At 71.4% G+C, this 22,266-nt stretch carries 19 protein-coding genes and 1 pseudogene; 10 read left to right on the forward strand and 10 right to left on the reverse strand.

Annotation, left to right across the window (positions count from 1 at the left end):
* Positions 1-11: 11 nt before the first annotated feature.
* The gene (locus WFH32_RS15230; protein ID WP_336708172.1) at positions 12-2,669 is read left to right on the forward strand and encodes a replicative DNA helicase; all 2,658 of its coding nucleotides are present in this window, start codon (positions 12-14) and stop codon (positions 2,667-2,669) included.
* Between the two features lie 152 nt (positions 2,670-2,821).
* On the opposite strand, the gene WFH32_RS15235 is transcribed toward WFH32_RS15230, so the two are convergent.
* The 6 genes from WFH32_RS15235 to WFH32_RS15260 form a co-directional block, all read right to left on the reverse strand.
* A complete protein-coding gene (locus WFH32_RS15235) occupies positions 2,822-4,291 on the reverse strand; it encodes a DHA2 family efflux MFS transporter permease subunit (RefSeq protein ID WP_336708173.1) in 1,470 nt (489 codons plus the stop codon).
* On the reverse strand, positions 4,198-4,716 hold the full coding sequence (locus WFH32_RS15240) for a PadR family transcriptional regulator (protein ID WP_191794717.1): 519 nt from the start codon (positions 4,714-4,716) through the stop codon (positions 4,198-4,200). Before WFH32_RS15240 ends, WFH32_RS15235 begins: the two co-directional genes overlap by 94 nt.
* Before the next feature lie 254 nt (positions 4,717-4,970).
* The gene (locus WFH32_RS15245) at positions 4,971-5,357 is read right to left on the reverse strand and encodes a DUF2255 family protein (protein ID WP_336708174.1); all 387 of its coding nucleotides are present in this window, start codon (positions 5,355-5,357) and stop codon (positions 4,971-4,973) included.
* Between the two features lie 314 nt (positions 5,358-5,671).
* Positions 5,672-6,721: a zinc-binding dehydrogenase gene (locus tag WFH32_RS15250; RefSeq protein WP_336708176.1), complete on the reverse strand. Its 1,050-nt coding sequence runs from the start codon at positions 6,719-6,721 to the stop codon at positions 5,672-5,674.
* Between the two features lie 79 nt (positions 6,722-6,800).
* A complete protein-coding gene (locus WFH32_RS15255; RefSeq protein WP_336708177.1) occupies positions 6,801-7,700 on the reverse strand; it encodes an aldo/keto reductase in 900 nt (299 codons plus the stop codon).
* A 55-nt stretch (positions 7,701-7,755) separates the two neighbouring features.
* On the reverse strand, positions 7,756-9,153 hold the full coding sequence (locus WFH32_RS15260) for an MFS transporter (protein WP_336708178.1): 1,398 nt from the start codon (positions 9,151-9,153) through the stop codon (positions 7,756-7,758).
* Between the two features lie 101 nt (positions 9,154-9,254).
* Between WFH32_RS15260 and WFH32_RS15265 the strand changes: the two genes are divergently transcribed.
* Positions 9,255-10,193 (forward strand): helix-turn-helix transcriptional regulator, encoded by a 939-nt coding sequence (locus tag WFH32_RS15265; RefSeq protein WP_336708179.1) that lies wholly within the window; start codon positions 9,255-9,257, stop codon positions 10,191-10,193.
* Complete coding sequence (locus WFH32_RS15270) at positions 10,193-10,606, forward strand: (R)-mandelonitrile lyase (RefSeq protein WP_336708180.1); 414 nt, start codon at positions 10,193-10,195, stop codon at positions 10,604-10,606. The genes WFH32_RS15265 and WFH32_RS15270 overlap by 1 nt, the downstream gene beginning before the upstream one ends.
* Before the next feature lie 104 nt (positions 10,607-10,710).
* Here the strand turns inward: WFH32_RS15270 and WFH32_RS15275 are convergent, their stop codons facing one another.
* Positions 10,711-11,589, reverse strand: a complete 879-nt coding sequence (locus WFH32_RS15275; protein WP_336708181.1) for an alpha/beta fold hydrolase — start codon at positions 11,587-11,589, stop codon at positions 10,711-10,713.
* A 138-nt stretch (positions 11,590-11,727) separates the two neighbouring features.
* On the opposite strand from WFH32_RS15275, the gene WFH32_RS15280 reads away from it, so the two are divergent.
* Positions 11,728-13,620, forward strand: a complete 1,893-nt coding sequence (locus WFH32_RS15280; RefSeq protein ID WP_336708182.1) for an AfsR/SARP family transcriptional regulator — start codon at positions 11,728-11,730, stop codon at positions 13,618-13,620.
* Between the two features lie 138 nt (positions 13,621-13,758).
* Here WFH32_RS15280 and WFH32_RS15285 read toward each other — a convergent pair whose 3' ends face one another.
* On the reverse strand, positions 13,759-15,492 hold the full coding sequence (locus WFH32_RS15285; protein WP_225227662.1) for a carbohydrate-binding protein: 1,734 nt from the start codon (positions 15,490-15,492) through the stop codon (positions 13,759-13,761).
* A gap of 161 nt (positions 15,493-15,653) precedes the next feature.
* Between WFH32_RS15285 and WFH32_RS15290 the strand changes: the two genes are divergently transcribed.
* Together WFH32_RS15290 and WFH32_RS15295 are read left to right on the forward strand one after the other, a co-directional pair.
* Positions 15,654-16,397: a DUF305 domain-containing protein gene (locus WFH32_RS15290; RefSeq protein WP_336708183.1), complete on the forward strand. Its 744-nt coding sequence runs from the start codon at positions 15,654-15,656 to the stop codon at positions 16,395-16,397.
* Positions 16,398-16,748: 351 nt separating this feature from the next.
* A complete protein-coding gene (locus tag WFH32_RS15295; protein ID WP_191794737.1) occupies positions 16,749-17,393 on the forward strand; it encodes a dihydrofolate reductase family protein in 645 nt (214 codons plus the stop codon).
* 106 nt (positions 17,394-17,499) lie between these two features.
* Here the strand turns inward: WFH32_RS15295 and WFH32_RS15300 are convergent, their stop codons facing one another.
* On the reverse strand, positions 17,500-18,072 hold the full coding sequence (locus WFH32_RS15300) for an NADPH-dependent FMN reductase (RefSeq protein WP_138827034.1): 573 nt from the start codon (positions 18,070-18,072) through the stop codon (positions 17,500-17,502).
* A gap of 87 nt (positions 18,073-18,159) precedes the next feature.
* Here WFH32_RS15300 and WFH32_RS15305 point away from each other — a divergent pair, with 87 nt between their 5' ends.
* The 3 genes from WFH32_RS15305 to WFH32_RS15315 all read left to right on the forward strand — a co-directional run bounded on the left by WFH32_RS15305 (position 18,160) and on the right by WFH32_RS15315 (position 21,484).
* Positions 18,160-18,648: a MarR family winged helix-turn-helix transcriptional regulator gene (locus tag WFH32_RS15305; RefSeq protein WP_336708184.1), complete on the forward strand. Its 489-nt coding sequence runs from the start codon at positions 18,160-18,162 to the stop codon at positions 18,646-18,648.
* A 170-nt stretch (positions 18,649-18,818) separates the two neighbouring features.
* Positions 18,819-19,829: a glutaminase A gene (glsA, locus tag WFH32_RS15310; RefSeq protein WP_191794743.1), complete on the forward strand. Its 1,011-nt coding sequence runs from the start codon at positions 18,819-18,821 to the stop codon at positions 19,827-19,829.
* Positions 19,826-21,484, forward strand: a complete 1,659-nt coding sequence (locus tag WFH32_RS15315) for an MFS transporter (RefSeq protein ID WP_225227663.1) — start codon at positions 19,826-19,828, stop codon at positions 21,482-21,484. Before glsA ends, WFH32_RS15315 begins: the two co-directional genes overlap by 4 nt.
* On the opposite strand, the pseudogene WFH32_RS15320 reads toward WFH32_RS15315, so the two are convergent.
* Positions 21,412-21,630, reverse strand: a pseudogene (locus WFH32_RS15320) (helix-turn-helix domain-containing protein); the annotation flags it as partial. The gene WFH32_RS15315 and the pseudogene WFH32_RS15320 overlap by 73 nt on opposite strands.
* Before the next feature lie 64 nt (positions 21,631-21,694).
* On the opposite strand from WFH32_RS15320, the gene WFH32_RS15325 reads away from it, so the two are divergent.
* Positions 21,695-22,183, forward strand: coding sequence for a nitroreductase/quinone reductase family protein (locus WFH32_RS15325; protein ID WP_138827039.1), 489 nt, complete (start codon positions 21,695-21,697; stop codon positions 22,181-22,183).
* The last annotated feature ends 83 nt before the right edge of the window (positions 22,184-22,266 follow it).

The following is a 22,266-nucleotide window of genomic DNA, read 5'->3' on the forward strand; positions in this document are numbered from 1 at the left end:
GAGGGGCCCGCATGTCGATCGACGAGCTCGAGTCGAGCTTCGGACCACCCGCAGGCAGCGGCGGTCCCGGGTTCGACCGCACCCCGCCGCAGGACATCGCGGCCGAGCAGAGCGTCCTCGGCGGCATGCTCCTGTCCAAGGACGCCATCGCGGACGTGATCGAGCAGATCCGCGGCACCGACTTCTACAAGCCGGCGCACGAGTCGATCTACGACGTCATCATCGACCTCTACGGCCGTGGCGAGCCCGCCGACGCCATCACGGTCGTCGCCGAGCTCACGCGCCGCGGCGAGCTGGGCCGGATCGGCGGCGCGCCCTACATCCACGACCTCATGGCCATGGTCCCCACCGCGGCCAACGCCGGCTACTACGCGCGCATCGTGCGCGAGCGGGCCGTGCTGCGCCGCCTCGTCGAGGCCGGGACCCGCATCGTCCAGCTCGGCTACGCGACCGACGGCGGCGACGTCGACGACGTCGTGAACAACGCGCAGGCCGAGGTCTACGCCGTCACCGAGCGACGCACCGCCGAGGACTACATCGTCCTGGGCGAGGTCATCGGCGGGACCGTCGACGAGATCGAGGCCGCCGGGCACCGCGGCGAAGGCATGGTGGGGGTCCCGACGGGGTTCGCCGACCTCGACCGGCTGACCAACGGGCTGCACCCCGGGCAGATGATCGTGATCGCGGCACGTCCGGCGATCGGCAAGTCGACGCTGGGAATCGATATTGTTAGGAGTGCTTCCATAAAGCACAACATGACGTCCGTCGTGTTCTCGCTCGAGATGAGCCGCAACGAGATCACGATGCGTCTGTTGGCCGCCGAGGCACGCATCCACCTGCAGAAGATGCGCAACGGCTCCATGGGGGAGGACGACTGGCAGAAGCTTGCCGGCACCATGGGCAAGATCTCCGAGGCGCCGCTCTTCATCGACGACTCGCCCAACATGTCGCTCATGGAGATCCGCGCCAAGTGCCGACGGCTCAAGCAGAAGCACGACCTCAAGCTCGTCGTGATCGACTACCTCCAGCTCATGACGTCGGGCAAGCGCGTCGAGTCCCGACAGCAGGAGGTCTCCGAGTTCTCCCGTGCGCTCAAGCTCCTCGCGAAGGAGCTCGAGGTGCCGGTCATCGCGATCTCGCAGCTGAACCGTGGCGCTGAGCAGCGCACGGACAAGAAGCCGGCCATGAGCGACCTGCGTGAGTCGGGCTGCCTCACCGAGGACACCAAGATCCTGCGAGCGGACACGGGCGCCGAGACCACGATGGGCGAGCTCTACGCGCTGGGTGCCAAGGACGTGCCTGTGTGGGCGCTCAACGAGCGCCTCCAGTACGTGCGACGCCACCTCACGCACGTGTTCCCCACCGGGACGCGCGAGACGTTCCGCCTCAAGCTGGCCTCGGGCAAGGAGATCAGCGCGACCGCGAACCACCCGTTCCTCACCTACGAGGGCTGGACGCCGCTGGGCGAGCTGCAGGTGGGCTCGCGCCTCGGCGTTCCGCGCCACGTCCCCGGCCCGGAGCAGAACGTCGCGTGGGACGACCGCAAGGTCGTCATGCTCGCCCACATGTTGGGCGACGGCTCGTTCGTCAAGCGTCAACCCATCCGCTACGCGTCGATCGACGAGAAGAACCTCGCGGTCGTCTCGGAGGCCGCGGGTGCCTTCGGTATCACCCCGATCCGCGACGAGTACGCGGTCGCCCGCTGCACCACGCTGCGGCTCCCCGCGCCGAACCGGCTCGCCCGGGGCAAGCGGAACCCCGTGGCCGAGTGGCTCGACGACCTGGGTCTCTTCGGGGCGCGGAGCCACGAGAAGTTCGTGCCCTCGACCGTGTTCCACCTGCCGAAGGAGCAGATCGCGCTCTTCGTCCGGCACATCTGGGCGACCGACGGTTCGGTGACCGTCAACGCGAACGGCCGCAGCGGCCGCATCTACTACGCCTCGACCTCACGACAGCTCGTCGACGGACTGTCCCGCCTGCTGCTGCGCTTCGGCATCTCCACCCGGCTGCGGACGGCCACCCCCAAGGGCGCGTACCCGACCGGGTACACGCTCGACATCTCCGGCGTGGACGACCAGCGGCGCTTCCTCCAGGAGATCGGGGTCCACGGTCAGCGCGGGGCCGCCGCCGAGCGGCTCCTCGAGATCATCCGGGACACCCGCGCGAACACCGACGTCGACACCGTGCCGCGCCAGGTGTGGGACGACGTCCGTGTGCTCCTCGAGGAGCGCGGCATGTCGCACCGGAAGTTCGCCGAGGCCATGGGGACGCAGTACAGCGGGAGCACGATGTTCAAGGCGTCTCCCTCACGGCAGCGTCTCGGGAAGATCGCGGACGTCCTCGGCAGCGAGGAGCTCGAGATCATGGCGGTCAACGACCTGTTGTGGGACGAGGTCGTGTCGATCACCCCCGAGGGCGAGAAGCCGGTCTACGACGCGACCGTCGTCGGGACCCACAACTTCGTCGCCAACGGCATCGCCGTCCACAACAGCATCGAGCAGGACGCCGACATGGTCATCCTGCTCCACCGCGAGGACGCCTACGAGAAGGAGTCCCCGCGAGCCGGCGAGGCCGACCTGATCGTGGCCAAGCACCGTAACGGCCCCACCGACACGATCACCGTGGCGTTCCAGGGGCACTACGCGCGGTTCGTGGACATGCAGGTCTGACGCTGCTGTATCCGACGGTGGGCACCAAACCAGGATTTCGCGCGTCGTTCGGTGCTTACACTCCTCGGTGACGTGCAGCTCGTAGCTGCCTTCGTCCGACATGCCGACGCGGGTGCCTTCAGTCAAAGGTGACGAGGCTGCCGCGGGCCTCCTCATGCGCGGGTCAACGACCGGGCCAGGACGGCCGCTGCGAGTGCGAGCGCTACGAGCACGGCGCCCACCTGGTGGAACGCGGCGAGTGCCGCACCGCTGTGTGCGCCCGTCGCGACCATCGAGCCGAGGATGCCTACTCCGACCGCACCGCCGAGCCGCTGGGTGATGTTGTAGAGCGTGTTGCCGTCGGCAAGGTCGTTCTCGCCGAGTGGTGCGAGGAAGGCGGCGAGGAGCGGCGTCGTGACGAATCCCGCGGCGAGGGCGCGGCCGCACAGCATGATCGCGGTGACCCACAACGGTGTGTCGTCCGTGAGCAGCAGCATCACGCCACTCGACGCGGCGAGCGCGGCGAACCCGAGCGTCACCAGGGTCCGGAGTGGGATGTGTGTCGAGATGCGCTGACCTAGTGCAGTTCCCAGGCCCATGACGATGCCCTGGGGGATCAGGGCGAGCCCCGTGGCGAGAGCGGTGTGCCCTTGCACCTGCTGGGTGAACACCGGTATCAGGAACACGGTCCCGAAGGCGATGACCGAGGCGAGCACCTGAAGCACCAGCGCGAGGAGCGACTGACTGCTTCGGATGACGTCGAGACGTACCGGCGGGTCCTTTCGCCGGGACGCGGTTCTGACGTACGCGGCGAGCAGCCCGATCCCTGCGACGACCAATGACAGCGGTGCGGGGCTGCCCCATCCACTGGCGGAGCCGCGCGTGGCCCCGAGGAGCGTGGTCACCAGACCGGCCGAAAGCAAGAGGAACCCGATCGGGTCGAACCGGGCCTCGGCCCTTGCCCGCGTTCCGAGGTGGCGCAGGCGCAGCGCGAGCAGCAGTCCGGCCGCGCCCACCGGTACGTTGACCAGGAAGACCCACCGCCACCCTCCGGCGCCGATCAGAAGGCCTCCGAGCGACGGTCCGAGGGCGGGAGCAAGGAACAGCACCACAGCGGCAGAGACCGGGACCTTGCCACCGCTCAGGCCGTCCTTGCCCATCAGGATGCTCAGTGCCAGCGGGACCAGGGGAGCGCCGACAAAGCCCTGCACGACCCGAGCGGTGACGAGCAGCTCGATGCTCGGGGCCACGGCGCACACGGCAGAGGTGGCGACGAACAGCGCCATGCTGACCAGGTAGACACGCATCGTGCCGAAGCGGTGTGAGGCGTACGCGGTCAGTGCCAGTCCTACTGCGAGGGACAACAGATACCCGGAGACGACCCAGTGGACCGTGTCGAGCCCGGCGCGGAGGTCTTGGGCGATGTCCGGTACCGCGACGTTGACGATGCTCGAGTCGAGCATGCTGAGGGACGGGCCGATGAGCAGTCCATAGCGTGCTGCTCGCCCGATCCTCGTGGCACCGGGGCGTGTGTCCGCGCCGTCGACGGTCACGACCGTTCCGCCTCGTTGCGCAGGTCGTCGAGCCAGCGCAGCTCCTGGGTGAGGCGATCGACGAGTTGTTCCTGTGCGCGGCGCCGCCATGGCAGGGCCGGGTCCCGCGGGGCCTCGGCCAGGAGGCCCCGGACCTGAGAGAGTGCGTGCTCGACGATCTGCCGTCGCACTCCCAGGACGCCGAGGCGCGACGGTACCGGGAGCTCGTCGAAGAAGCTGACGCGGAGCAAGAACTCCTCGTCGTCGCTCGCCAGCTCGCGCGGCAGTGTGGACACGAGGTCGTGGAGCATGCCGCGGCCGGTCTCGGTGATGGCGTAGACGTTGCGCGCCGGGCGCCCTTCCTGCTGCTCGACAGACTTGGTCACCGCTCCGTCGCGCTCCAGCTGCTTGAGGGCCGGGTAGAGCGAGTTGTTGTTGACCGGCGCGATCGACGGGCGCCGTATCCGGCTCTTGAGCTCGTAGCCGTGGGCCGGGCCGTTCCGCAGGACACTCAGGGCGTAGATCTTGATCGTCACTCGTCCAATCTAACCTAGGTTAGCCTGGACGATTACCGCGAGCCGCTCGTGCATCCCGCGGCGTACACCCCCGTCTCGCGCAGCCACGCCCGCTCCGACACCGACGAGCAGGCCGACGACCCTGAACAGCGCCGGGCCGTAGACGATCCGCGCCCGGTCACCGAGGTGCGCTGCGCCGTCGGGCACGCGCAGCACGCGCCGAAGAGCAGGGTCGCCACCTCGGGGCTGGCTGCGGCGCTCGGATCGGCAGGTTGTCAGGCCGACTCGACGCGCAGCGTGGTGGCCCGCGCGCCGGGTGCCGTGATGTGGTCGACGGCCGAGCCGTTGCCGTACTTGGCGCGGTAGGCGGAGTCGATGGCGTCGTCGTGGCTGTCGTCGCGGACGAAGGTCACGTCGGCGCGGACTCCGCCGGAGTCGATCTGGCCGGTGCCGGTGCGCTGCACACCGCGGTACCAGGCGCCGTCGACGCCGCGCACGGAGCGGATGTACAGATGGTCGTCCACGACGACGTGCCACACGATGCGGGGGATACGCAGCGTCCTGTCGGGGCGGTGCGCGGCGACGCGCAGCTCGCCGTCGGCGCCGATGGCCGCCAGGTCGGCGGAGCTCCAGTTCGACCCCGTCGCGGGTGTAGTGGTCACCGAAGCAGTTCGCGGACAGGTACCGCTGGATGTGCTGCACGTCCTGCGGCGCGTTCGCGTACATCGCATCGAGCTGGACCATGAGCCTGGTGCGCACCGGCAGGGGGGCGTCGCGCTGCACCTCGTCGAACGCGAAGCTGTCGAGGTACTCGACGAGCTCGGGGTCGGTCCGGGCGAGCGTCGAGAGGTGGTCGGGGAACAGCTCGTCGCGGTGGGCGCGTGCGGACGGCGTGGGGGCCATGACCACTCCTCGGGGCGGGGTCGGGGACACAGACGGGGGAGAGGGTGGGCGCCGGGGCGCCCACCCTCGGTGGTCAGGGCCGCAGCGCGACCTTGAGGGACTCGCGGGAGTCCATGAGGCGGTAGGCCTCGGCGACGTCCTCGAGCGGCAGGGTCGCGTCGAACACCTTGCCCGGGTTGATCTCCCCGGCGAGGACCTGGGCGATCGCGGCCTCCTGGTAAGCCCGGACCGGGGCGGGGCCGCCGGCGAGGCGTGCGTTCTTGCCGAACAAGGACCCGAACCCGACGGGGGCGTCCTCGTACTGGGGAACGCCGACGCGGGAGATGATCCCGCCGGGGCGTACGACGCCGTAGGCCTGCTCGTAGGCGGGCATGTGGCCCACGGCTTCGAGCACGGCGTGCGAACCTTCACCCCCGGTGAGGTCCATGACCTTCCCGATGCCCTCGGCGCCACGCTCCGCGACGACGTCGGTCGCGCCGAACTCACGCCCCAGGTCGGTGCGCGCGGCGTGGTGGCCCATGAGGATGATCCGCTCCGCGCCGAGCTGCTTGGCGGCGAGCACGGCGGACAAACCGACAGCACCGTCACCGATCACGGTGACGATCTGGCCCGCCTCGACCTGTGCCATGTGTGCCGCGTGGTACCCGGTCAGGTACACGTCGGACAGGGTGAGCAGGGAGTTCAGCAGTCCCTCGTCGGCGGTCGCCGGGTCGACGTCGGGGACGACGACGAGGCTGCCGTCGGCCAGCGGGATGCGGGCGACCTCGGCCTGCAGGCCACCGGTCTCGGGGGAGCCGTACCAGCCGCCGTGCACGCAAGAGGTCTGGAAGCCCTCACGGCAGAACACGCAGGTGTTGTCGGAGAACGCGAACGGGGCGATGACGAAGTCGCCCTTCTTGACCTTCGTCACGGCGCTGCCGGTCTCCTCGACGACGCCGATGAGCTCGTGGCCCATCGGGTTGCCCTGGGTCGAGCCACGCATGGAGTGGTAGGGGTGCAGGTCCGACCCGCAGACGCAGGCCCGCACGACGCGCACGATGGCGTCGGTGGGCTGCTGGAGGACGGGGTCGGGGACGGTCTCGATGCGGACGTCTCCGGCGCCGTACATGAGTGTTGCTCGCATGAGGTGGTGCCTCTCGGTGGTGCGGGGATGGTTCAGGGAAAATGGTGGTTCAGCGGCGCCGCGCCGCGGGCGCCGGTGCTCAGGCTTCGGGGATCTCGCGACCGAAGGTCTCGAGCGTGATGGCCTCGGGGTCGGGACCGCCGCGGACGCCCGTGTCCAGGGCGTCGAGCGCGGCCAGCTCGTCGCCCGTGAGCTCGAAGTCGGTGACGGCGAAGTTCTCCGCGATGCGCGCGGGGGTGACGGACTTGGGGATCGCGGAGCGGCCCTGCTGCAGGTGCCAGCGCAGCATCACCTGCGCGGGTGTCCTGCCGTGCGCGGTGGCGATCTGGCCGATCGTCGGGTCCGCGAGGGTGCTGCGACGTTCCTCGCCGTAGCCGGGGTAGAACGTGATGCCGCCGATCGGCGACCAGGCCTGGGTGAGGATGTCGTGCTCGGCGTGCAGCTCCTGGAGGCCCTTCTGCTGGAAGTAGGGGTGGACCTCGATCTGGTTGACGGCCGGGACCACCGTGGTGGCCTCGAGGAGGGAGGTCAGGTGGTCGGGCATGAAGTTGCTGACGCCGATCGCTCGGACCTTGCCGTCGGCGAGCAGCGTCTCCAGTGCCCTGTAGGCCTCGATCGTCAGGTCGAACCGGCTCGGCAGCGCCTGGTGCAGGATCAGCAGGTCGATGGTCTCGATCCCGAGCTTGCCGGCGGACTTGTCGAACGCGTGCAGCGTCGCGTCGTAGCCGTAGTCGCTGATCCAGACCTTCGTCTCGACGAAGATCTCGTCGCGCTCGAGGCCGGATCCGGCGATCGCGCGGCCGACCTCGCGCTCGTTGCCGTAGGCGGCGGCGGTGTCGATGTGCCGGTAGCCGGTACGCAGCGCTTCGGTGACCACGTCGACGGTCTCCTGCGGGGGCGTCTGGAAGACGCCGTACCCGAGGGCGGGCATCTCGTTGCCGTTGTTCAGCGTCAGGGTGGGGATCGGGTTCGTCGTCATGCCTTTCACGCTAGGAGGTGTCTGCCGGATGAGGCAGGTCCTGCTGGTACCCCGCTCAGGAGGGCCTGGGTGCGCGGGGGAGGACGAGGAGGACAGCGGCCAGCAGTGCTGCGCCGAGCAGGACCGCGCCGACGAGCATCGCCGAGGGGTAGGTGCTGGAGACGGCGAGCACGAGGCTCATCCCCAGGGCGCCGCCGAGCTGGTGCACGGAGTTCACGACGCCGGACGCGGCGCCGGCCTGCGCAGGCTCGACCCCGGCGATACCCGACGCGGTGAGGGGTCCGAACGCCAGGCCCTGGCCGGCACCGATCAGGGTCATGGGCAGGGCGACGCCCAGCGCGTACGAGGTGGTGGCGTCGACGGTGGCGAGCCAGCCCATGCCGGCAGTGGCCAGCACGAGCCCGGTCACGAGCAGCAGCGGGCCGCTGGTGCGCCGTTGCAGGCGCGGGACGGCGAGGGCGACGACGAAGTTCACGACCGTCATGGGGAAGAAGGCGAGCCCGGCGGTCAGGGCGGAGAACCCGCGCTCGTCCTGCAGGTACTGGCTCGTGAGCAGGAAGAAGCCCATCATCGCGCCGATGAAGAGCATGCGGGCGGTGTACGCCCCGACGCGTTCTCGGCTCGCGAAGAGTGTCAGGGGCATGACCGGCTGGCGGGCCGTGCGCTCGACGGCGACGAGCCCGCCGACGAGCAGGGCTCCGGCACCGATCGCGGGGAGCGTCACCGGGGAGGTCCAGCCGTCCTCGGCAGCGCGCACGAACCCGTACACGAGCGCTGCGGGACCGGCGGTGGCGAGCAGGGCGCCCGGGACGTCGAACCGGCCGGGCGAGCGCGGTGTCTCGGGCAGGACGCGCAGCCCGGCGACGAGCATGAGGATGCCGATGGGCAGGTTCACCAGGAAGCCCGCACGCCAGGACACCAGGTCGGCGAGCAGTCCACCGGCCACCAGGCCCACGCTCGCGCCGATCCCGGCGACCGCCCCGTAGGCCGCGGTCGCACGCGTGCGCTCGGGGCCTTCGGGGAAGCTCGCGGTCAGCAGCGCGAGGGTCGACGGTGCCAGGACGGCCGCTCCCACACCCTGCACGGCCCTGGCCGTGACGAGGACCTCGCCTGTCGGGGCGAGCCCGACGGCGACCGAGGCGAGGGTGAACAGAGCCAGGCCGGCGACGAACATGCGTCGCCGCCCTAGGACGTCACCGGCTCGTGCGCCCAGGAGCAGCAGACCACCGAACGTGAGGAGGTAGGCGTCCTGCACCCAGGCCACGGCTCCGGTGGTCAGTGCGAGCTCGTCACGGATGTGCGGCAGCCCGGTGATGACGATCGAGTTGTCGAGGATCACCATGAAGTACCCGACCAGGATGATCGCCAGGACGGCTGTCGTCCCTCCGCGCGTCGGACGGGAGGAGGCGGACGACCGTCGGGCAGGAGCGGTGGCTGAGGGAGCGCTGGTCATGACGCCAGCGAACGCTCTCGCGGGCGGGCGCGGGAGTCCTGGGTGTTCCGGGTACCAGCAGAACCTCCCAGAAGCAGGGCGTCGGCCGTACCGTCGAAGACATGGACCTGAAGGCCGAGACCCGCGAGTTCCTCACCAGTCGGCGGGCGCGCATCACCCCCGAGCGCGCTGGCCTGCCCGCCTATGGCGGCAACCGACGTGTACCGGGCCTGCGCCGTGAGGAGGTCGCGATGCTCGCGGGGGTCAGCGTCGACTACTACACGCGGCTCGAGCGCGGGAACCTGGGCGGAGTGTCCGAGGAGGTCCTCGAGGCGCTGTCCCAGGCGCTGCAGCTCGACGAGGCCGAGCACCACCACCTGTTCGACCTCGCCCGCTCGGCGAACCAGTCCGGGGCTGCCCGATCACGCGCCAGGCGCACCTCTGCGCCCGTCCTGCGCCCGGCGGTTCAGCGGATCCTGGACGCGATGGACGGCGCGCCGGCGTTCGTACGGAACGGTCGGCTCGACGTGCTCGGGGCGAACACGCTGGGTCGGGCCCTGTACTCACCCATCTACGAGTCGCCCGAGCGGATCGCGAAGAGGCCGGTCAACAGTGCCCGGTTCCAGTTCCTCGACCCGGAGGCGGCCCAGGCGTTCTGGGGGGACCGGTACGACCGCATCGCGCACGACGCGGTCGCGATCCTGCGTGCCGAGGCGGGCAAGAACCCGTACGACACCGCTCTCACGGCGCTCGTCGGCGAGCTGTCGACACGCAGCGAGGACTTTCGTCGACTGTGGGCGTCGCACGACGTGCGGCTCCACCGCACGGGCACCAAGGTCTTCCACCACCCGGCGGTCGGCAGGCTCGAGCTCGACTACGAGGCGCTGGTCCTGCCCGCGGACGACGGGTTGCAGCTCAACGTGTACACCGCGGTCCCGGGGTCCCCGTCCGACGACGGGCTCAAGCTCCTCGCGTCGTGGGCCGCGACCCGCGAGCACGAGGAACGCCCCGCCCCCTCCCCGTCCCCGTCCCCGTCCACGTCTCGAGGAGAAGATCGCTGATGCGTGTCCTGCCACAGACCTCCACGACGAAGAACCCGGCCGCGCAGTTCACCGGGGACGTCTGGCTCGACATGATCGTCAGCCCGCAGGACGGTGACCAACGCACCGTCGTCGGGCGCGTTCGCTTCGCCCCTGGCGCACGCACCGCCTGGCACGTCCACGCCCGCGGCCAGTTCCTTCACGTCACGTCCGGTGTCGCGCTGGTCGGTACCCGTGACGGCGAGGTCGTGCAGGCGCTGCCCGGCGAGACGGTGGACTGCCCTCCGGGTGAGCAGCACTGGCACGGCGCTGCCCCTGACTCGTTCATGGAGCACCTCGCGATCTCGGAGGGCGCCGACGACCCGGTCCAGAGCACGACCTGGCTCGAGCACGTCACCGACACGGAGTACGCCGCCCCACGAACTGGGCGGTGACCCTCCTGCAGCCGCTGACGGCCCAGCGATCTGCGCGGCACGCCGACGTGGCGTGACCGCTCGCCCTCGGGGCACGGCGAGCGGCCGTGCCCCGCGACGTCCGTTCACCGCGCGAGCAGCTCGCGCAGCTCCGCGGTGATGCGCTCGGGTGACTCCTCGGCCATGAAGTGCCCCGCGTCGAGGGTCTTGTGGACGAGGTCCTCCGACCAGGCGGACCAGAGGGCTTGCGCGTCGTAGCCGAGCGCGGCGCCCCAGTCCTGCTGGATGACGAGCGTCGGCATCGTCAGGCGTGCACCGGCGGCCCGGTCCGCGCGGTCGTGCTCGATGTCGATCCCCGCTGAGGCGCGGTAGTCGGCCACGATCGACGGGATCGCCTCCCGGGACGCGCGGAGGTACTCGGCCCGGTACTCGGCGGGGATCGCCTCGGGGTCCGAGGTCCAGCCGTCGAGGAACGAGGAGAAGAAGGCGTCGGCGGCCCCGGCGATCATCGGCTCGGGGACGCCCGCTGGTTGGGCCATGAGGTAGAGGTGCCAGGCGACCTGGGCGTCCGCGCCCCGCAGGATGTCCCACATGTCGAGCGTGGGCAGCACGTCGAGCGACGCGAGGTGGGTGACGGCGTCGGGGTGGTCGAGGCCGGCCCGGATCGCGACCAGGGCGCCGCGGTCGTGCCCGGCGAGCGCGAACCGCTCGACGCCGAGCGTGCGGGCGACCGCGACGACGTCTGCGGCCATCGTGCGCTTGGAGTAGGTGTGCTCGTCCGCCTCGGCCGGCTTGTCGCTGGCTCCGTAGCCGCGCAGGTCGGGGCAGATCACGGTGTGGTCGCGGGCGAGGTCTGCCGCGACGTGCCGCCACATCAGGTGAGTCTCCGGGAAGCCGTGCAGCAGCACGATAGCCGGCCCGTTCCCGCCGACGGCGACGTTCAGGGTGACGCCACCGGCTCCGCGCAGTCGTCGGGTCGTGAGTCCGGGGATGGAGAGAGTCATGAGGATTCCTTTCGCTAGATCCCTCAGGTCGTTCGGTCCCTCCAGCCTCGTGCCGCTCGATCAGCAACGGATCAGCACGCTGCGTGCGCGTACGGTGGACGGATGCGCCGCCCGCCGTCCGCCGAACCGTCGCGCACCGTGGCTCTTCGCGTTCTCGGCCCGACGGACGGGGCCCTCGCCGACGGCACGCCGCTCGCCCTTCGAGGTCCTCGGCACAGGGCGTTGCTCGGCCGTCTCGTCGCCGCCCGTGGGCGCCCGGTCTCCGTCGCCGAGCTGTCGCTCTCGCTGTGGGGCGAGGATCCGCCGTCGGGAGCGACCGGCGCGATCCGCACGTTCGTCGGCGATCTGCGGCTAGCGCTCGAACCGGACCGACCGCCGCGTCGGCCCGCGCGCATCCTCACGACGGCGGGCGACGGCTACGCGCTCCTGCTCCCTGACGACGCGATCGACAGCCGCAGGTTCGAACGGGCCACCGGTCGCGCGGCCCGGCTCGCGCCGGGCGAGGCGGAACGCTCGCTCGCGGCCGCGCTCGAGCTGTGGCGTGGCACCCCCTACCTAGAGGCGGGCGACGCGATCTGGGCCGCCGAGGAACGAGCGCGCCTCGCCGGGCTGCGCGACGACGCGACCGAACGCCGCGCTGCCGCTCTGCTCGCGCTCGGTCGGCCCGACGAGGCCGTGCCGCCCCTGCGTGAGCTGCTCGTACGCTCACCTCTTCGTGAGCGTGCGTCGCTGGTGCTCGCCCGCGCTCTCGACGACTCCGGCCGGGCGGCCGAGGCTCTCGAGGCGCTCGACGCCGTCCGGGGACGTCTCGCCGCCCTGGGGCTCGAGCCGTCGCGCGAGATCGACGGGTTGCGGACGAGCATCCTCCGCCATGAACGACCACGAGAGGACGTGGACGCGTTCGCTCGCGTCGCCGAGGCCTCGGCGCGCATCACCGACGCCCACTCCCGCCTGCGCCTCGAGTCGACGGTCGGCCTGCTCCGCACCCTGGCGGTGTCGGGCAGCACCGGTCTCGTGGAGGCGCGCAGGCAGCGCTCCGAGATCGTCGACGCCGTGGACGGGTTCGGCGATCCCGCCCTCGCAGCGCGAGTCATCGGCGGGTTCGACGTCCCGAGCATCTGGCCGCGGTCCGACGACGAGGGCGCGTCGGCTGCCGTCGCCGCAGCGGCTCTCCGTGCTCTCGACGAGCTCGGTGCGGACGAGATGACCGCGCGTGCGCGCCTCCACGCCGTCGTCGCCGTCGAGCTCCGCGGGACGCGCACGAGGACCGGGCCTGCGTCCGCCGCCGAGGCCGTCCGGCTCGCGCGCGAGCTCGGCAGCGCCGAGCTGCTCTGCTTCGCCCTGAGCGCCGCCGTCGTCCAGCGCTGCGACAGGCCTGGGCTCGCCGCTGAGCGGGACGAGCTCGCGGCCGAGGTCGTCGCCCTGGCCCGACGCCACGACCTGCCGACGTTCCACCTCCACGGTCTCCTCGTCCGCATGCAGTCCGCCACCGCGCTCGGCGACCTCGGGGAGGCGGCCCTGCTCGCGTCGGCCGTCGACGCGCTCGCGGACCGCCACGAGCGCCCTCTCGCCCGGGTCTTCACCCGCTGGAACGCCGCCGCCCGGGCCGCCGCCCGACAGGAGCCCTCGGCGGAGGCCCGGTACCGCGAGGCCGCTGCACGTCTCGACGACGCGGGCATGCCCGGTGTCGCCGAGGGGCTCCTGCCCCTCGCTCTCGTCGGCGTCCGGGCCGACGACGCGCGGCTCGACGACCTCCACGCCGGTGCCTACGACCCGTGGCTCGCGCCGCTCCGTCATGCCCGTGCCGGGGAGACCGACGCCGCGGCCACGCTCCTGGACGACGTCCCCGATCCTCCGGCGGGCCTTCTGCTCGAGGCGCTGTGGAGCCTCGTGGCGGACGCCGCGAGGGTCGCCGCGCACCCGCGGGCGACCGAGAGGTCGCGCGAGGCGCTCGAGCCCGCGCGGCACGAGCTCGCGGGCGGCGCTTCGGGGATGCTCACGCTCGGCCGGGTGGCCGCCCGCCTCCCGTAGCGTCGGCCTGTCGAGCGGGGAAGCGCTCGCCCCCGGCTCCGCGCCCGTACCCCCGTGCCCGACGGCGCCGCTCACCTGCGAGGCGAGCGGCGCCGTCGGGCAGCGGTCACCCGAGCCGCAGCCCGGGCGCGACGCAGGTCAGCCCTGCGGCGCCCACGGACCCCAGCGGTCGCCCGGTACCTGGTTCCTCGTCCACCACTTCGCGGTGTACGTGGTGCCGTCGTGGGTCACGGTGTCGCCCGAGGAGTAGACGCGGGTCGGCTTCCACGCCCCGACGCCCTTCGAGTCGACGCCCGCGATCTCCTCCCACGGACCCCACGGGTCCCCGGGAGTCTGGCCAGAGGTCCACCACTGGGCCCGCCAGACGGCGCCGCCGTACGTGACGGTCGCCCCGCCCGCGTAGGCCGTCTTCTTCGACCAGGCGGCCGGCTCCACGTACGTCGGCTGGGCCTGGGGGTTGAGCTCGTCCGTCAGGACCGACTTCGCGGCGTTGGTCACCGGGTCGTCGAGCAGCAGGACGTCGAGGCCCTTCTGGATGTCGTTCGAGATGATCGCGCCGTTGTACCAGTAGGCCGACCACGACCCGCCGAGGATCAGCCGGTCGGGGGACAGCGCGCCGCGGTCGAACCACGCGATCTCGACCGGGTTGGCCGAGTCCGTGAAGTCCCACACCGAGATGCCGCCCTGGTACCAGGCCTGGACCATGACGTCGCGGCCCGGGACGGGGATGAGCGAGCCGTTGTGCGCGACGCAGTTCTCGGTCGCGGCCTGCTCGCGCGGGATCTTGTAGTAGCTCTTGAACACGAGCTGGCCGTCGACGATGTCGTAGATCGCGTCGGCGCCCTTCTCGGGCCCGACCGTCGCGTTGCAGGTCGGTGCGCCGCCGCCGCCGAGCTCGTCGGTGAAGACGACCTTGGTGCCCGCGTTGTTGAACGTCGCCGAGTGCCAGAACGCGAAGTTCGTCGTGTCCCGGACGACCTCGGTGACCACGGGGTGCGCGCGGTCGGAGATGTCCATGAGGATGCCGTCGCCCATGCACGCGCCCGCCGCGATGTCCTTCGACGGGTAGGTCGTGATGTCGTGGCAGCCCGACGTCGTGCTCGAGCCGTTGCCGCCCGGGTTGCCGCCGTCGGGGAAGAGGACGGGGGTCGAGACGAGCTCGGCCGACGCCGGGTCGTCGACCGGGATCTGGACGACGCTGATGAGGTCGTGCGGCGGCTTGCAGTCGGGGAACGAGGCGTTGGGGGAGTAGGACGAGACGTACACGAACAGGTCCTTGCCGTCCTTCGACGGTGCGAGCGAGTTCGTGTGCGAGCCGCACTGGGTCTCGACGGCCGACACGTACCGCGGCGACGTCGGGTCGGAGATGTCGAAGACCTTGAGGCCCTCCCACGAGTCCTTGATCGTGGCGCTCTGGGCGACGTTGTCGCACGAGGCGTTGCTGCGTGAGGAGTCGGTGCTCAGGACGAGCAGGTCTCCGTAGACCGAGATGTCGTTCTGGGACCCGGCGCACACGACCTGCGCGACCTGCTGCGGGTTCGTCGGGTCGGCGACGTCGTAGACCGTGAACCCGCCGTAGTTGCCGGCGAACGCGTAGCGGCCCTGGAAGGCGAGGTCGCTGTTGTACTGCCCCTCGGGCGCGAAGGCGCCATTCTTGGGGATGTTGGCGACGAGGGTCAGGTTGGGGCTGCCGGCGATCTCCCCGGGGGCCAGGACGTCGGTGGCCTGGGCGAGGGGAGCGAGGCGTTGTGCGGGGAGCGAGGACGGGGCCTGCTCCAGGAGGTCGGCCACCGCCTCGGGAGATCCGTCGGACGGTTCGGCGTACGCCGCCGATGCGACCGCGAGCGAGGAGACGGCGAGGGTTGCGGCCACGGACGAGGCGAGCAGTACCCGGCTCTTGCGCCTGTGCGTTCTTCGATGCACGAGGGAAACACCTCCTTGATAGGGTTCTGCGCATTCTGACCGGCAAATGTGACATGCACCACTTAAACGGGATGGTTCCGGCGAGGTTTTACACGGAGGGAACAGTGCGGATGCGGAGTTTTCCCGGTGGAAACGCAGGGTGGTCGAGCGGCACCCGTCCGGGCGCCCGAGGGCTGACCTGCGGGTTCGTCCTCGTCGGGCTGGCGCTCGCGGTCTCGGGGTGCACGGGCGACCCGGTGCCGACGTCCACGCCGTCGAGCGTCGTCGTCCAGCCCGGGCTGCCTGGCGAGGGCAACGAGACCGTCTCGCCCGAGGACTTCGACGGCGCCCCGGCCGAGGGCTCCTGGAACCAGGCGGACGTCGGGTTCGTCGCCGGGATGATCGAGCACCACCTGCAGGCCCTCGAGATCGCTGCGCTCGCGCCGGACCGCGCGGAGTCCGACGCCGTCCGCGCCTTCGCCGAGCGCGTCACCGCCGGGCAGGGGCCCGAGGTCCACGCGCTCGCGTCGTGGCTGCAGGCGCGCGACGTCGAGGTGCCCGAGGGAGCGGAGGCCGCAGGCGGCACGGGCCCGCGCGTCCCCGAGGGGGCGGGCGGCACGCACGGGAGCCACGGCGAGGCCGTCGTCGGGATGCTCACCGACGAGCAGATGGCGGCGCTCGCAGGTGCGAGCGGCGCGACGTTCGACCGGCTCTTCCTCGAGGGCATGATCGCGCACCACCGGGGCGCGCTCGACATGGTCGACGTCGTGCTCGTCGACGGTCAGGACCTGTTCGCGCACGAGATCGCCGCCGAGACGGCGTCGGGCCAGGGCGGCGAGATCGACCGGATGCGGGACCTCCTCGACGGGCTCTGAGCGCGGGGGCGACGACCCGCCAGGTGTTGCGGCCTCCGGGCCCCGGTACGACCATCGAGGGACGCGACCGAAGCCTCCGGAGCTTCTCGACCGGCGACCGGCCGCATCCCCCGCACGCGGATCCATCTCCCGACGGGCGCTGCCGTGTCCGGCACGCCAGTGAGGACGCTGCGATGAGCGACGTACCATCCCGTGCCGCGACGACGGGCGAGCCGGAGATCGTGGCCAGGGGTGCAGCCGTCGCACGGTGAGCGACACGGCCGGGCAGCGTCCCGGAGACCGGAGCGATGACTTTCGCCGCTCCGACGCGTCTCATCCCGGACAGGACGTCGACGACCTGAGGAGGAGCACGTGCCCCAGCTGGTGAGAGTTCAGAACTTCAACGTCTCGAGCGACGGCATCGCGGCGGGCGAGGACCAGTCGTTCGAGAGGCCGTTCGGCCACGTCGACCCCGAGCGCCTGTTCGCGTGGGCAGGCGCGACGGCGAGCTGGCCCATGCGCACCGAGCCGGGAGGGAGCCGTGGCCTGGACGACTACCTCACGCGCGACTACGACCGGGGCATCGGTGCCGAGATCATGGGCCGCAACAAGTTCGGTCCGCAGCGCGGCCCGTGGGAGGACCTCGACTGGCAGGGCTGGTGGGGTGACGAGCCGCCGTTCCGCACCCCGGTCTTCGTGATGACGCACCACGTGCGCCCGTCGATCACGCTCGGGGACACCACGTTCCACTTCGTCGACGACGACGCGGCCTCGGTCCTGGCGCTGGCCAGGGAGGCGGCGCACGGGAAGGGCGTCCGCCTGGGCGGCGGGGCGACGACGATCCGGCAGTTCCTCGACGCCGACCTCGTCGACACCCTGCACGTCGCCGTCTCGCCCGTGACGCTCGGGACGGGGGTGCGGCTCTGGGAGTCGCCCGACGAGCTGCTCGACCGCTTCCACCTCGACGTCGTCCCGAGCCCGAGCGGCGTGGTGCACCACCTGTTCTGGCGGCGGTGACCGGCCCTGTCGCCCTGACGGGGTGGGCGGGCGGCGAGCCGTCCGGACGGGGGGCGCGCCGCCGTCGGGCCGGGAGCGTGCGACGCGCGGGCCGTGATGCATCGGGTCAGGCCGTGCGTGCGCCCTCGCGGAGCGGGACGAGCGCCTCGCTCCATGCGACGACCTGGTCGAGCAGGGTCGCGACGGCGGGCAGGTTGTAGTCGCCGGGCTTGAAGACGGAGAAGTTCTCGAACTCGGTCGCGAGCGAGAGGGCGACCTGCTGGCGGACGTCGGCCATCTGGAGCTCGCCGGCGATGAGACGCAGGTGCTCGACGGCGCGGGCGCCGCCCACCGAGCCGTAGGACACGAAGCCGACGGCCTTGTTGTTCCACTCGGCGTACACGAAGTCGAGCGCGTTCTTGAGGACGCCGGACGTGGAGTGGTTGTACTCGGGCGTGACCATGATGAAGCCGTCGTACGAGTCGATCTTCCGGGCCCAGGCGAGGGTGTGCTCGTTCTCGTACTGGCCCATGGAGGCGGGCATGGTCTCGTCGAGGTGGGGCAGCGGGTAGTCGCGCAGGTCGATCAGGTCGAACTCGGCGTCGGTCCGCCGGCTGGCGATGTCGAGGACCCACCGGGCGACCTGCTCGCCGTTGCGGCCGGGACGCGTGCTGCCGAGGATGATGCCGATCTTGACCATGGAAGACCTCCGGGAAGAGTGGGTACTTGTTACGGCAATCAAGTAACCACACGACGAAGTACTTCGTCAAACAAGTACTCTGGGGGGATGCCCCAGACCGCGCCGACCCCGAGACTCGCCCCGCTGACCGACGCCGAGGAGGCCTTCATCCGGTCCTTCACCGCCGCGGCGGTCGCGATGCCTCGCGCCTTCGACGCGGACCTGGAGCGCGAGCAGCGCATGTCCCGCAACGAGTACCTCGTCCTCGTGCACCTGTCCGAGGCGCCCGACCGCAAGCTCCGCATGAGCGATCTCGCCGATCGCGCGGCGCTGTCGCTCAGCGGGATGACGCGCATCGTGCAGCGCCTCGAAGCGCTCTCGCTCGTCGAGCGTCAGCGGTGCCCCGAGGACGGCCGCGGGTGGAACGCCGCCCTGACGGCCACCGGGCTGGAGCGGTTGCGCGAGGCCTGGCCGACCCACCTGGCGAGCGCCCGGCAGCGCGTCTTCACACCGCTCGGTGAGGTCGATCTCACAGCCCTGGCGGCGGCGCTCCAGCGCGTCGCGGAGGCCTGCGAGACGGGCACCACGCCGAGCTGAGGGCTCCCGCACGGCGGTGACCCGGGCACGAGGCTGACGACCTCGCGCGGACCCGGCGCCGTCGGGCCTGCTCCACGGCCGCCCTCGCGCCGACCCCTCGCCCTCCGAGTGCGCTCCCACGACCGCGGTGGGAGCATCACGGAGGGTTCCAGAGACGGGCGGGTGCGCGGATGGATGTCGACGACGTCGAGCAGGTGGCAGCGACCGGGGCGCTGCCCCGGTGGGACCGGGTCGAGCACCTGGTCGTCGAGGCGCACGCCCGGTACCGCGACCACGCCGCCGGAGACGTCGCCGACTACATCCCGGTGCTCGCAGCGGTGGACCCAGCGCTGTTCGGCGTGAGCGTCGCCGTGGTCGACGGCGAGCTGCACGAGGCCGGGGACACCGGCGTCGAGTTCTCGGTGCAGTCGATCTCGAAGGCCTTCGTCTACGCGCTCGTGTGCGAGGCCTACGGGCACGAGACCGTGCGCGACCGCGTCGGCGTGAACAACACCGGGCTCCCGTTCAACTCGGTCATGGCGCTCGAGCTCAACGACGGCCACCCCATGAACCCCATGGTCAACGCCGGCGCCCTCGCGACGACCGCGATGATGCCCGGCGGGACGCCCGCCGAGCAGTGGGAGAACGTCCGGACGGGCCTCTCGCGCTTCGCGGGACGGCCGCTCGAGCTCGACGGCGTCGTCTACCGGTCCGAGTCCGAGACGAACATCCGCAACCGAGCCATCGCGCGCCTGCTCGAGAGCTACGGACGCATCGAGACCGACCCGCTCGAGGTGGTCGACGTGTACACGCGCCAGTGCGCGCTACGCGTGACCGCCCGCGACCTCGCGGTCATGGGCGCGACCCTCGCCGACGGCGGCGTCAACCCCGTCACCGGGGAGCGGGTCGTCTCCGCGCAGGTCTGCCGGGACACCCTCGCGGTGCTCGCCTCGACGGGCCTGTACGAGCGGTCGGGGGAGTGGCTCTTCGAGATCGGGCTCCCCGCGAAGTCGGGGGTCGCGGGCGGCATCGTCGCGGTGGCGCCGGGCAAGGGCGCGATCGGGACGTTCTCCCCACCGCTGGACTCCGCGGGGAACAGCGTCCGGGGCCAGCGCGCGACGGCCTACCTGTCGCGCGCCCTCGGCCTCAACCTCTTCGCGTCGTCCGTCCACGTCCCCGAGAAGTCGGAGAGCCGCCCATGAGCCGTGTCAGCGAGGAACCCGCCGCAACCGAGACCCGCCGGTCCTGGGTCCCCATGGTCGGCCTGTTCCTGGCCCAGGTCCTGATGTCGTTCAACGTCGCGGCCCTGCCCGTGTCGCTCGGCGGGATGGTCGAGGAGTTCGGCGTGCCGCCGACCGTCGTGAGCTCGACGATCGTGGTCTACGGGCTCGCGGTCGCGGCGCTCGTGATGACGGGAGCGAAGCTCGGTCAGCGGATCGGGTGGGTCGTCGTCTTCCGCGTCGTGGTGGCGACGTTCGCCGTGTCCGCGCTCATGATGATCTTCTCGCCCACCGTGGGATGGGCCATCGCGGGCCAGGCCGTCGCGGGCGCGTCCGCCGCGATCATCGTGCCGGCGCTCGTCGCGCTCATCGCCGAGAACTACCACGGACCCCAGCAGGCGACGGCGATCGGGTCGCTCGGTTCGGCCCGAGCGATCTCCGGCGTGAGCGCCTTCTTCATCGGCGGCGCGCTGGGCACCCTCGTCGGCTGGCGCCCCGTGTTCGGAATCGTGCTGCTCCTCGCGGTCGTCGTGTTCCTCTTCAGCTTCCGGCTGCGCTCGGACCGGGGCGACCCCGGCATCCGGATCGACCTCGTGGCGGCCGTCCTGATCGGCGCGGCGATCGTCCTGCTGACCCTGGGCTTCAACAACCTCAACGCGTGGGGCCTGCTGTTCGCCTCGCCCGACGCGCCCTTCTCGGTCGTCGGGGTCTCGCCGGCGCCGCTGTTCGTCGTCGTCGGCGTCGTGCTCGGGCAGACGTTCTTCTGGTGGACGCGGCGGCGGGCGGCGGCCGGGAAGGTGCCCCTGGTCGACCTGACCGTCCTCGGGTCCTCGAGCGAGCGGGCCGCGGTGTACGCGATGTTCATCGTCGTGGCGCTCGAGGCCGCCCTCAACTTCACCGTCCCCCTGTACATCCAGATCGTGCAGGGCCGGACGCCCTTCGACACCGCGCTCGCGATGATGCCGTTCAACCTCACGGTGTTCGTCACGGCGACCCTCGTCGTGCGCTTCTACGGGCGGTTCAGCCCGCGCACGATCGGGGTCTTCGGGTTCGTCCTGACGACGGGCGCGCTCACCTGGCTGTCGTTCGTCGTGACGAACAACTGGGAGACGGTGCCGACGATCCTCGGGCTGCTGGTGTTCGGGGTCGGGCAGGGCGCGCTCGTCACGCTGGTGTTCAACGTGCTGGTCACGGCCGTGCCGAAGACGCTCGCCGGGGACGTCGGGTCGATCCGCGGGACCACGCAGAACCTCGCGTCGGCCGTCGGGACCGCGGTCGTCGGGGCGCTGCTCGTGACGGTCCTGGGCATCAGCGTGGCCCGCTCCGTCGTCGAGCACCCCGAGCTGCCGCCGTCGCTCGTCGCGCAGGTGGACCTCGACAACGTGAACTTCGTGAGCAACGACGAGCTGCGCGAGGTCCTGGAAGGGACCGACGCCAACCAGGCCCAGGTCGACGCGGCCGTCGCGGTCAACGAGCAGAGCCGGCTCGACACGCTGCGCATCGGTCTGCTGATCCTCGCGGGCATCAGCGCGACCGCGATCCTGCCCGCCAGCCGGCTCCCGCGCTACCGGCCCGGGGAGATCCCCGACCCGTCGCCGGAGCCGGCGCCCGAGCCGTCGTCGGAGGCGTCGGCGTAGAGCGGCTCCCAGCGCAGGACGTCGCCCGGCTGGCAGTCGAGCACGCGGCAGATCGCGTCGAGCGTCGTGAACCGCACGGCCTTGGCGCGGTTGTTCTTCAGGACCGCGACGTCGACGGGGGAGACACCCACGGCGTCAGCAAGGTCGACGCGGGGCGGTAGCGGGACCCGCGGACGCGCGCACCACGGCGACCCCGGCCATCATGGGGGCATGACCTCCCTGCTGCAGGTCGTCCGGTCCTTGGTCGCCCCGCTCACGCGCACGCGGGCGTTCCGCCGGGTCGGGCCGGTCGTCCTGCCCCCGGCCGAGCGTGTGCTCGCGCGGGTGTCGGGCGGGCGGGTGCAGCTCAGCGCGTTGCTCGTGCCGTCGCTGGTCCTGCACTCGACGGGTGCGCGGTCGGGCGAGCCGCGCAGCACGTACCTCATGTACACGCCCGACGGCCACGGGCGGGCGATCGTCGCGGGCACGTCGTTCGCGCGTGACAGGCACCCCGCGTGGACGTACAACCTGCTGGCGAACCCGGACGCGTCGATCACGGTCCGCGGCCGGGACATGCGCGTCCGGGCCACGCTCGTCGAGCCCGACGACGAGCGGGAGGCCGCGTGGGACCTGATCCAGGCGCAGTGGCCCGGCTACCGCGCCTACGAGAGGGACTCGGGCCGGGTGGTCCGCCTGTTCCGGCTCCAGCCGCTCGCCTGACCGGGGCCGGGCGACCTGCGGTCGTCGAGTGTGCAGTTCCGGCTGTCAGGCGGGGCCGACAGGCGACCAGAACTGCACACTCG

It is taken from the genome of Oerskovia sp. USHLN155, from assembly GCF_037145535.1.
GTDB lineage: Bacteria > Actinomycetota > Actinomycetes > Actinomycetales > Cellulomonadaceae > Oerskovia > Oerskovia rustica.